This window comes from Streptomyces sp. NPDC022910, from assembly GCF_055561075.1.
This window is the reverse complement of sequence record NZ_JBVHHL010000007.1, coordinates 151,855-162,884: the sequence shown is the minus strand read 5'-3', so window position 1 is coordinate 162,884 and position 11,030 is coordinate 151,855. Positions and strand designations below refer to the sequence as shown.

Annotated in this window: 7 protein-coding genes; 4 read left to right on the top strand and 3 right to left on the bottom strand. The window is 72.3% G+C overall.

From position 1 onward, the window contains the following. Window positions 1-183 precede the first annotated feature (183 nt). Window positions 184-3,108, top strand: coding sequence for an FAD-binding and (Fe-S)-binding domain-containing protein (locus ACZ3TS_RS09720; protein WP_467615502.1), 2,925 nt, complete (start codon window positions 184-186; stop codon window positions 3,106-3,108). Window positions 3,109-3,296: 188 nt separating this feature from the next. Next, the gene (locus tag ACZ3TS_RS09715) at window positions 3,297-4,421 is read left to right on the top strand and encodes a lipid II:glycine glycyltransferase FemX (RefSeq protein WP_467615499.1); all 1,125 of its coding nucleotides are present in this window, start codon (window positions 3,297-3,299) and stop codon (window positions 4,419-4,421) included. 41 nt (window positions 4,422-4,462) lie between these two features. On the opposite strand, the gene ACZ3TS_RS09710 is transcribed toward ACZ3TS_RS09715, so the two are convergent. The 3 genes from ACZ3TS_RS09710 to ACZ3TS_RS09700 all read right to left on the bottom strand — a co-directional run bounded on the left by ACZ3TS_RS09710 (window position 4,463) and on the right by ACZ3TS_RS09700 (window position 8,048). Continuing rightward, window positions 4,463-5,416: an EamA family transporter gene (locus ACZ3TS_RS09710; RefSeq protein ID WP_467615496.1), complete on the bottom strand. Its 954-nt coding sequence runs from the start codon at window positions 5,414-5,416 to the stop codon at window positions 4,463-4,465. Between the two features lie 122 nt (window positions 5,417-5,538). After that, the gene (locus ACZ3TS_RS09705) at window positions 5,539-7,725 is read right to left on the bottom strand and encodes an ABC transporter ATP-binding protein (protein WP_467615493.1); all 2,187 of its coding nucleotides are present in this window, start codon (window positions 7,723-7,725) and stop codon (window positions 5,539-5,541) included. A gap of 188 nt (window positions 7,726-7,913) precedes the next feature. Continuing rightward, window positions 7,914-8,048: a hypothetical protein gene (locus ACZ3TS_RS09700; RefSeq protein WP_467615491.1), complete on the bottom strand. Its 135-nt coding sequence runs from the start codon at window positions 8,046-8,048 to the stop codon at window positions 7,914-7,916. Between the two features lie 378 nt (window positions 8,049-8,426). Here ACZ3TS_RS09700 and ACZ3TS_RS09695 point away from each other — a divergent pair, with 378 nt between their 5' ends. Beyond that, the gene (locus tag ACZ3TS_RS09695) at window positions 8,427-9,224 is read left to right on the top strand and encodes a TIGR03084 family metal-binding protein (RefSeq protein WP_467615488.1); all 798 of its coding nucleotides are present in this window, start codon (window positions 8,427-8,429) and stop codon (window positions 9,222-9,224) included. A gap of 47 nt (window positions 9,225-9,271) precedes the next feature. After that, window positions 9,272-11,014 (top strand): acyclic terpene utilization AtuA family protein, encoded by a 1,743-nt coding sequence (locus tag ACZ3TS_RS09690; RefSeq protein WP_467615726.1) that lies wholly within the window; start codon window positions 9,272-9,274, stop codon window positions 11,012-11,014. Window positions 11,015-11,030 lie beyond the last annotated feature (16 nt).

Below are 11,030 nucleotides of genomic sequence, written 5' to 3'. Positions count from 1 at the left end.
GCGTGGGGGCGCGCGGGCCGGAGAGCGAGCAGCGACCCTTGATGCCAACTGGGCGTCACTATAGGAGAGTTCGTGATCGGAAAGGGCGGATTCTGGTCTGAGTTTCATCAGACGACCGTCATGGGGACGCTTTCGGCGCGCCTGGGACGGTCACTGTCAGTGGCCGGAGGCATCCTGGGGAGCATGAGGGAACCAGGTGAGCGGCGGCACGGGGCTGCGGGTGTGGACACCGCCGCGCTCGGTGCCGAGCTGCGCGCGGCGGTGCGCGGATCGGTCGGGTTCGATGCGACGGCGCGGGCGCTGCACACCATGGACGCGTCCAACTACCGACGGGTCCCGCTCGGGGTGGTGGCCCCCCGGGACGCGGACGACGTGGCCGCGGCGCTGAGCGTGTGCCGTGCGCACGGTGTGCCGGTGGTGGCCCGCGGCGGCGGCACGTCGATCGCCGGACAGGCGACGGGCACAGGCGTGGTGCTCGACTTCACCCGGCACATGAACAGGATCGTGTCGCTGGATCCGGACGCACGCACGGCGGTGGTGCAACCCGGGCTTGTCCTGGACCGACTTCAGGAGGCCGCCGCCCCGCACGGCCTGCGCTTCGGCCCGGACCCCTCCACGCACAGCCGCTGCACGCTGGGCGGAATGATCGGCAACAACGCGTGCGGCTCCCACTCGGTGGCCTGGGGCACCACGGCCGACAGCGTGCGCGAGCTGTCGGTGCTCACGGCGCGGGGCGACGCGCTGACGCTCGGCCGGGACTGGCGGGGCGCTCCCGAGGGTCTGCGCCTCCTCGTGGAAAGCGAGTTGGCGCTGCTGCGCACGGGATACCCGGTCCTCCCACGCCGCATCTCCGGGTATGCGCTGGACGCGCTGCTCCCGGAGAGGGGCGCGGACGTGGCGCGCTCCTTCTGCGGATCCGAGGGCACACTGGGCGTGCTGACCGAGGCGGTAGTGGACCTCGTGGAGGCACCCCGCGCGCGTGCGCTCGCCGTGCTGGCCTATCCGGACGAGAGCGCGGCGGCCCAGGCGGCGGCCGGAGTGCTGCCGCTCGAACCGCTGACGGTGGAGGGCATGGCCGCCGACCTCGTACCGCCGTCGGCGGGACTGCCGCGCGGCGGCGCCTGGCTGTTCGTGGAGGCGGGCGGTGCGAGCCCGGCGGAGGCACGCGCGCATGCCGAGGCGATCGTCCGGGCGGCGGATGTGACGGACGCCGTGGTGGTGACGGACCCGGGCGGACAGCGTGCGCTGTGGCGCCTGCGCGAGGACGCGAGCGGTGCGGCGACCCGGATGCCCGGGGGCACCTCCCGGACGGAGTCCGGGGGAGGAACCGAAGCATGGCCGGGCTGGGAGGACTGCGCGGTTCCGCCGGCCCGGCTCGGTGACTACCTCCGGGACTTCAGACGCCTGCTGGCCGACCACGGCCTGCACGGCACGCCGTACGGCCACTTCGGGGACGGCTGCATCCATGTGCGCATCGACTTCGACCTGCTGACACCGGCGGGCATCGCCCGTTTCCGCCGCTTCTCCGGGGAACTCGCGGAGCTGGTCGTCTCCCACGGCGGCTCGCTCTCCGGGGAGCACGGCGACGGCCAGGCGCGGGCGGAGCTGCTGCCGAAGATGTATGGACCGGACCTGGTCGCGGTTTTCGAGCGGGCCAAGGACGTATGGGACCCGGACGACCTGCTCAACCCGGGCATGCTGGTCCGGCCGGCCCGGCTGGACGAGAACCTCAGGTTCGCGGTGCTGCCCCGCAAGCCCGTCGAGGTCGCCTTCGGCTATCCGGCGGACGGCGGTGACTTCTCGGCGGCGGTGCGCCGCTGCGTGGGCGTCGCCAAGTGCCGCACCACGACGGTGTCCGGCGCGGGCGTGATGTGCCCCTCGTTCCGGGCGACCGGCGAGGAGGAGCACTCCACGCGCGGGCGGGCCCGGCTGCTGCACGAGATGCTGGCGGGTGAGGTGATCACCGACGGCTGGCGGTCGACGGAGGTCCGGGACGCCCTGGACCTGTGCCTGTCCTGCAAGGGCTGCCGCACGGACTGCCCCGTCGGCGTCGACATGGCCACGTACAAGGCCGAGTTTCTGCACCACCACTACGCGGGGCGGCGCAGACCGGCCGCGCACTACGCGATGGGCCTGCTGCCGGTGTGGCTGCGGGTGGTCGCCCGCACGCGCACCGCGCCGGTGGTCAACGCTCTGGCGTCCGTGCGGCCGTTGGCGGCGCTGGGCAAGCGGCTGGGCGGAATCGCGCCCGAGCGGGAGATTCCGCGCCTGGCGACGGAGACGTTCAGCCGGTGGTGGGGCAGACGGGCGCGGCGGAACGCCGAGGCGCGTGGCGGCCCACGCGTCGTCCTCTGGCCCGACACCTTCACGGAGCATCTGTCGCCGTCCGTGGGCAGGGCGGCCGTACGAGTGCTGGAGGCGGCGGGACTGAGGGTGGTCCTGCCGCCGACGGTGCGCAGGAAGACGGGGCCGGACGGCGACGCGCGGCAGACGGCGCGCCACGGCCGGGTCTGCTGCGGCCTGACCTACGTCTCCACGGGGTGGCTGGACCGCGCCCGCACCGTCATGCGCCGCACGCTCGATCTGATGGAACCGGTGCTGGCGGCCGGTTCCCCGGTGGTCGTCCTCGAGCCGAGCTGCGCGGCGGCGCTCCGCACCGACCTGCCGGAGCTGCTCCACGACGATCCGCGGGCGGCCCGCCTCGCCTCCGCGGTGATCACGTTCGCGGAGGCCCTGGAGCGCCTGGCCCCCGACTGGACTCCCCCCGTGGTGAACCGCCCGGCGGTGGGCCAGACCCACTGCCACCAGCACGCGGTCCTCGGCGACGCGGCCGACCGGCGGCTGCGCGCGGAGGCGGGCCTGCTGGGCGAGCCGGCCGGAGGCTGCTGCGGACTCGCGGGCGACTTCGGATTCACGAAGGGGCACTTCGAGGTGTCGAAGGCGTGCGCGGAGGACCGGCTGCTTCCGGCGGTGCGTTCGGCGCCGGACGGTGCGGTCGTCCTGGCGGACGGCTTCTCCTGCCGCATCCAGCTGGAACAGCTCGCGGGCCGCAGGGCTCGGCATCTGGCGGAGGTACTGGCGGAAGGGCTGGATGGGACCAAGAGGTGACGACCAACGCGGTGAACTCCGCGCAGACGACGTGGCGGCACCGGAGGTACTCGGAAGGATGGAGGGGCGGGGCCGAGCGGGCCCCTCGCCCCGGCCGGTGCCCGCGACCCCCGGTGCCCGGAGCCGACTCCGTTCCGGTCGCGTCCGTCTCGGCGTCAAAGTGTCACCCACCATCCCCAGGAGACCGCATGACCCTCCGCATCCGACCGATCTCCCGGGAAGAGCACTTGGCGTTCATCGCCTCGCGCCCGTCTGCCAGCCATATGCAGGTGCCTTCGTGGGGCGATGTGAAGCCGGACTGGCGGGCGGAGAGCCTGGGCTGGTTCGAGGAGGGCGGTCGGCGACCGGTCGGCGTGGGCCTGGCCCTGCTGCGCCCGCTGCCGATGCTCAAGCGGTATCTGGCGTATCTGCCCGAGGGCCCGGTGATCGACTGGTACGCGCCGGACCTCGACCGGTGGCTGGAGCCGCTGGTCGCGCATCTGAGGGGCATCGGCGCCTTCTCGGTGAAGGTGGGCCCGCCCGTGGCCGTACGCCGTTGGAGCGCGGAGGCCGTCAAGGCGGCGATCGCGGACCCGGACGCACGACGGCTGCGGGACGTGCCGGCCACCGAGCACGAGCCGCGCGCGCTCGACGTCGCGGACCGGCTGCGCCGCATGGGCTGGCGGCAGACGGAGCCGGGCGGCGAGGGCGGCTTCGCGGCCGGCCAGCCCCGGTACGTCTTCCAGGTACCGCTCGCGGGACGGACGCCGGCCGACATCCAACGCGGTCTCAACCAGCAGTGGCGCCGCAACGTGAAGAAGGCCGAGAAGGCGGGCGTGAAGGTGGTCCGGGGCGGCTACGACGACCTGCCGGCCTTCCACACCCTCTACCTGGAGACCGCCGAGCGCGACCGCTTCGTCCCGCGTCCGCTGCCGTACTTCCAGCGGATGTGGACCGCGCTGACGGCGGAGGACCCGGACCGTATGCGGCTCTACCTGGCCCATCACGAGGGCGAGGTCCTGGCCGCCGCGACGATGCTGACCGTCGGCACGCACGTCTGGTACTCCTACGGTGCCTCCACCAGCCGCAGGCGTGAGGTCCAGCCGAACAACGCGATCCAGTGGCGCATGCTGACCGACGCCCACGAAAGCGGCGCCGCCGTCTACGACCTGCGTGGTATCACCGACACCCTGGAGGAGACCAACCACCTGCTGGGCCTGCTTCGCTTCAAGGTCGGCACGGGCGGACACGCAGTGGAGTACCTGGGGGAGTGGGACCTCCCGCTCAACCGCCTGCTGCACAAGGCGCTGGACCTCTACCTGTCGCGCCGTTGAGCAGCCCGCGCCCTTGAACAGTCCGCGTCGGCGAGTGTCGCCTACGCCTCCGGCCGGGCCACCGCCCTGCGCCGTCCGACCTGTGTCCGTACCGCCCCCATGCTCGCCGCGATGACCAGCACGATGGCCACCGCCTGGCTCGCGTTCAGGGACTGACCGAGGATCAGGAAGCCCGCACTCGCCGCGAGCGCCGGTTCCAGGCTCATCATGATCGCGAAGGTGGAGGCGGGCAGTCGGCGAAGGGCCAGGAGTTCCAGGGTGTAGGGGAGGACCGAGGAGAGCACCGCCACGGCCGCGCCCAGCCCGATCGTCGTCGGCACGAGCAGTTTCGTGCCGGACTCGGCGATTCCCAGCGGCACGAACAGCACCGCCGCGACCGCCATTGCGAGCGCGAGCCCGTCGGCCTGCGGGAACCTCCGTCCCGTACGGGCGCTGAAGACGATGTACGCCGCCCACATGGCGCCCGCGGAGAGCGCGAAGGCGGCGCCCGCCGGGTCCAGGTTCCCGAAGCCTCCGCCGCCCAGCAGGAAGACGCCGGTCAGTGCGAGGCCCGCCCAGACCAGGTTCACCGCACGCCGGGAGGCGAGCACGGAGAGGGCCAGCGGGCCGAGGACTTCCAGGGTGACCGCGGGGCCCAGCGGAATGCGGTCCACGGACTGGTAGAAGAGGCCGTTCATCGCCGCCATGGTGATGCCGAAGACGACGACCGTGCCCCAGTCGGCGCGGGAGTGCCCGCGCAGCCTTGGCCGGCAGACGAGCAGCAGGACGACGGCGGCCACGACGAGCCGCAGGGTGACGACCCCGAGCGCGCCGGCCCGCGGCATCAGGGTCACCGCGAGCGCCCCGCCGAACTGCACGGAGACGCCCGCGGCCAGCACCAGCCCCACGGGACCGAGGGAACCCCGCAGGCGCGGCCCGCCGGACGCCGAGTGAGCGGGATCCGGCCCGGTCGCGACCGTGGCCGGGGTGGAGGGGGCGGCGCTGGGCGTGTTCACGGGGCCTTCCAGAGGAGTCGATTCAGGGTTCGTTCATCGCCATGTACCTGGTGGTCCAGAGTAATGGACTGGGTCAGGTGCGTGAATCCTTTATACGCCTATACTGGGCGGCCGAGCGGGGATCAGGCGCCGTGCCAGGGCGTCTCGTCGCGGAACAGGGGGCGGCCGTCCGGGAGTTGCTCGGGGACGGTGCCGGACGCGCCGCCGGTGAACTCGAACGGGAAGTCGGGAGACCGGGGCCCCGCGTACGGGTCGGCCGCCCAGGTGCCCTGGTACCCGGCGGGAACACCGCCGGAAGCGGCCGCGTGGTCCATGGGAGCGCCGCCGACGGCCTGGTGGCCCGCCGGAACCCCGCCCGCGTACTCCATGGGGACTCCCATGACCACGGCATTCGCGGCCTCCGCCGTCCGGGTCAACAGCGGCAGCCGCAGCTCCCCCGTGTCCGTCAGCGCGTTGTTCTGCGACCGGTGCAGACGGGCGTACGCCCCGCCCCGGGCCATCAGTTCCTCGTGGCGGCCCGTCTCGACGATGCGGCCCTGGTCGACGACGAGGATGCGGTCGGCGTCGGGCGCCAGATTCAGATCGTGCGTGATCATGATCGTCGTGCGGCCGGTCATCAGGCGCCGCAGCGGTTTGACGACCCTGCGCGCGGCCATCGCGTCCAGGCCGGTCGTCGGCTCGTCCAGGACGAGGACGGGCGCGTCGCGCAGGATGGCGCGCGCGATCGCCAGGCGCTGGAGCTGACCGCCGGACAGCCGCGCAGAGTTGGGGTCGACTCTGGTGTCGTAGCCCTCCGGCAGTTTCATGACGAAGTCGTGCGCGTCCGCCGCCCGCGCGGCCTCGATGATCGCCTGGTCGCTCGCGCCGGGCCGCCCGCATGCGATGTTCGCGCGGACGGTGTCGTGCAGGACGAGGGTCTCCTGGGGCAGGAGTGTGACGTACTCGCGCAGCCGGGCCAGCGGGAAGTCGCCGATCGGGGTCCCGTCGAGGAGGACCGAGCCGGAGTCGGGGTCGTAGAAACGCAGCAGCATCTTGGAGACCGTGGACTTGCCCGCGCCGCTCGGCCCGGTGATGATCACCAGTTCGCCCGGCCGGACCGAGAAGGACAGAGCCTCCAGGGCCGCCTTGTCCGCACCGGGGTAGCGGAAGGAGACGTCCCGCACCTCCACGGCGCCGTCGGGCCGGCCGACCGCCGCGCCGGAGGAACGGGCCGGGTCGTTCACCGAGGGCCGCACGTCCAGGATCTCGATCAGCCGCTCGGCGCCGGCCGTCGCCGCCGTGACGGTGAGTCCGAGCTGGGCGAGGCCGCGGACGGGCGGGTAGAGGTAGCCGAGGAAGGCGGCGAAGGCGAGCAGCTGGCCGAGGGTCATGCGGCCGCTGGAGATCTCCCAGGCGCCGATGCCGATCACCGCGAGCACGCACACCGTCTCGATGACCTGGACGAGCTGCTCGTACGCCTCGTTGAGGCGCGTCGAGCGGACCGAGGCGCGGAACCAGGCGTTCGCCTCCGCGTTCAGCCGCCTGCGCTCGGCGTCCCGGCGGTCGTACGCCTGGGTCAGGACGATGTTGCCGAGCGACTCCTCCACCACGGAGGTGATCGCTCCGTCGGCGACCCGGCCCGCACGCGAGACGTCCTTGATGGAGCCGGAGAAGCGGCGGGCCGCCAGCCAGAACAGGGGTGCGAGGACGAAGGTGGTCGCGGCCAGGTCCCAGCGCAGCCAGAACGCGGCGGCCGCGTAGAAGAGTGCGCTGAAGGCCGCCGACGCCGCGCCGACCAAGCCGGACACGACCATCGTCTCGATCGCCTCGACGTCGCCGGTCAGCCGGGACAGCAGGTCGCCCTGCCGGTGCCGTTGGAAGAAGTGCGGCGGCAACTGCTGTACATGGTCGAAGACGTGCTCACGCAGCCGCATCACGAAGCGTTCGGTCACCCACGCGGCGAGCGAGTTGCCCGCATAGGCCACGACCGCGCCGATCACCGCGATGGCCAGCCACTTGGCGGCCGGATCCCAGAACGCGCTCAACGAGCCCTTCTCCAGGGCGCGGTCGGTGAGCTCGCCGAACAGCAGGATGGCCTCGGTCTCGGCGAGCGCGGCCAGCACCGTGCACACCCAGACCGCCACCAGACGGCCCCGCAGTCCCTTGGTCAGGGGCCAAAAACGCCGGAAGGCGGTACGGGCGGGGATGGTGGGGGTCTCGTAGTCGGAGTCGTCGTCCTCGAACTCGTCGTGGTCCGCGCGCTCGTACCCGCCGTGCTCCGCCTCCTCGCGCTCGTAGGTGTACCGGTCCGTGCTCCTGTGCCGGGCCATGCCCCTCCTCAAACCGTGACCTGGGGCACGGTGAATTCATGGAACCGGGTGCCCGTAACCAGCTTCTGTCATCCGGATTGGCCGCCGCTTTGAAGAGGATCGGCGCTGGCTGTGAACTGCGCGGAAAAGGCGGGAAAATGCAGAAGAGGACCGACGGTGCACCGTCGGTCCTCTTTATCGTCGCCGAATCAGCTGTCCCGGCCGGGCAGCGGCTTGGGCAGCGGCTTCGGCGCGTGCTTCTTCTTGGGCTTCGGCTTCGGCGGCGGCGGGAGCTGCTTCGACTTGGGCTTCGGGGGCAGCGGGGCAAGCTTCTTGAAGCTCATTACGACTCCTTGAGAGTTTTGCTGTGCAGTGGTACGAGAATTCTCTACGGACATGGAGGGAATTCCTGGTTGTCACTGGAGAATTTCCCTCGCCGCCCGATATGGAAGAAACTACACGGCCCTGACTCGCGCTACGGCAAGGAAGAGCAAACAGGGGCTGTGAAAACCTTGGAAACGTCTGAGTTCTACCTTGAAACCTGAGTGTTGGTTGTCCGCCGTGGCCGAGGCTGTGAGATCCCTGGCGAACGCGCGGGGCGGGTGCCTCCGGCCCCTCGATGCCTCCCTCTGCGGCCGAAATCAATGCAAGCACGCTTGCTTGTTTCTGTGCCCGCTGCCATGCTCCCCACGCACACCGTCGTGCCCCGAGGGGAGCGCATCGTGTCCGACGCGTCGTCCGTGATCGACGATCTGGGCCGGGAGAGCGAGGAACTCGACCGGCTGGTGGCCGAATTGGAGGAGGACGCGTGGGCGCTCGCCACACCCGCACCCGGCTGGACCATCGCCCACCAGATCGCGCACCTTGCCTGGACGGACCGGGCCGCCCTGCTGGCCGTCACCGACGCGGAGGCGTTCGCGACGGAGGTGGAGAAGGCGCTCGCGTCCCCCGAGACCTGGGTCGACGAGGCCGCGCGGGACGGGGCCGCACTGCCGCCCGCCCGGCTGCTCGCCGCCTGGCGCGCGGGCCGCGCAGCCCTGGACGGCGCCCTGCGCGCCGCGCCCTCCGGCACCCGGTTCCCCTGGTACGGGCCGCCCATGTCGGCCGCGTCCACGGCCACCGGCCGGCTGATGGAGACCTGGGCGCACGGGCAGGACGTAGCCGATACGCTCGGTGTGGTGCGCAGCCCCACGGACCGGCTGCGGCATGTGGTCCGCATCGGCGTACGAGCACGTGACTTCGCCTTCGGAGTACGGGGGGTGAGCGCGCCACGCGAGGAGTTCCGGGTGGAGTTGGTCGCGCCATCGGGCAACGACGTCTGGGCCTACGGGCCCGAGGACGCCGACCAGCGGGTGACCGGCCCCGCGCTCGACTTCTGCCTGCTGGTCACCCAGCGCGCCAACCGGGCCGATCTCGCAGTACGGGCCGAGGGACCGGACGCCGACCGGTGGCTCGACATCGCGCAGGCGTTCGCGGGGCCGCCGGGAGCGGGGCGTGCACCGAAGGGAGAGGCCCGGTGAACCGGCCCCCGCTGAACCTCGCCGAAAGGGAGGCCAGGGGGACCGGGATCCCCGACGGGTCCCGCCCCCTCCGCATAGGCAACGCCTCCGGCTTCTACGGCGACCGCTTCGACGCCCTGCGCGAGATGCTCACCGGCGGCCCCCTGGACGTCGTCACCGGCGACTACCTCGCCGAGCTGACGATGCTGATCCTCGGCCGCGACCGACTCAAGAACCCGGCCGGAGGCTACGCGCGCACGTTCCTGGGCCAGTTGGAGGAGTGCCTCGGCCTGGCCCACGAGCGGGGTGTGCGGGTCGTGGCCAACGCGGGCGGCCTCAACCCGTCCGGACTCGCGGCCGCGGTCAGGGAGTTGGCCGACCGCCTCGGCATTCCCGTACGCGTGGCCCATGTCGAGGGTGACGACCTCACCGCATCCCTCCCCGAAGGTCTCGACCGCGCAGGGGGGAGCGGGAGCCCCATGGGCGTCCTCGCCGCCCACGCCTACCTGGGCGGCCACGGGATCGCCGCGTGCCTGCACGAGGGGGCCGACGTGGTGGTCACCGGGCGTGTGACGGACGCCGCGCTCGTCTCCGGGCCTGCCGTCGCCCACTTCGGCTGGGGGACCGAGGAGTACGACCGACTGGCGGGCGCGGTGGCCGCCGGGCACGTCCTGGAGTGCGGGGCGCAGGCCACCGGCGGCAACTACGCCTTCTTCAGCGAGCACCCGCCCGAGGTGCTGCTCCGGCCCGGTTTCCCGGTCGCGGAACTCCACGAGGACGGCAGCAGCGTCATCACCAAGCACGACGGCACCGGAGGCGTCGTCGACGTGGGCACGGTCACCGCGCAGCTGCTGTACGAGACGGCCGGCGCCCGGTACGCGGGCCCTGATGTCACCGCCCGCCTAGACACGGTCCGTCTCACCCAGGAGGGGCCCGACCGGGTGCGCATCGAGGGCGTGCGCGGGGAGGCGCCGCCCCCGACGCTCAAGGTCGGTCTCAACCGCTTGGGCGGTTTCCGTAACGAGGTCACCTTCGTGCTGACGGGTCTCGACATCGAGGCCAAGGCGGGGCTTGTCAGGGCCCAGATGGAGGCGGCGCTGGAGGCGGCCGAGTCCCTCCCGGCCGATGTGCGCTGGGACCTCGCCCGTACCGATCACCCGGACGCGCCGACCGAGGAGACAGCGAGCGCCCTGCTCCGGCTGGTCGTGCGTGACCGGGACGAGAAGGTGGTGGGCCGGGCGCTCAGCGGCGCCGCGGTCGAGCTGGCGCTTGCGAGCTATCCAGGCTTCCATGTGGTCGCGCCACCAGGACAGGGCTCCCCCTATGGGGTCTTCGAGGCGGCCCACGTCGACCGCAGCGCCGTCCACCATATGGCGGTCCTCCACGACGGGCGACGGATTCCCGTGGCTCCGGCCCACGACACCCTCGTACTCGACGATGTGCCCGAGCCGCCCCTGCCCGAGCCGCCGCCCCCGGGACCGACGCGGCGCGCGCCCCTCGGTCTCGTCGCCGGGGCCCGCAGCGGGGACAAGGGCGGGAACGCCAACGTCGGGGTGTGGGTGCGCACGGACGAGGCCTGGCGCTGGCTCGCCCACACCCTCACCGTCGACCGCTTCCGTGAACTTCTGCCGGAGACGGCCGACGTGACCGTCGTACGCCATGTCCTGCCGAACCTGCGCGCCCTCAACTTCGTCGTCGAGGGGCTTCTCGGCGAGGGCGTCGCCGCGCAGCACCGCTTCGACCCGCAGGCCAAGGGCCTCGGCGAATGGCTGCGCGCCCGCCACCTCGACCTGCCGGAGGCCCTGCTGTGACCGCCGCCCGCCCGTC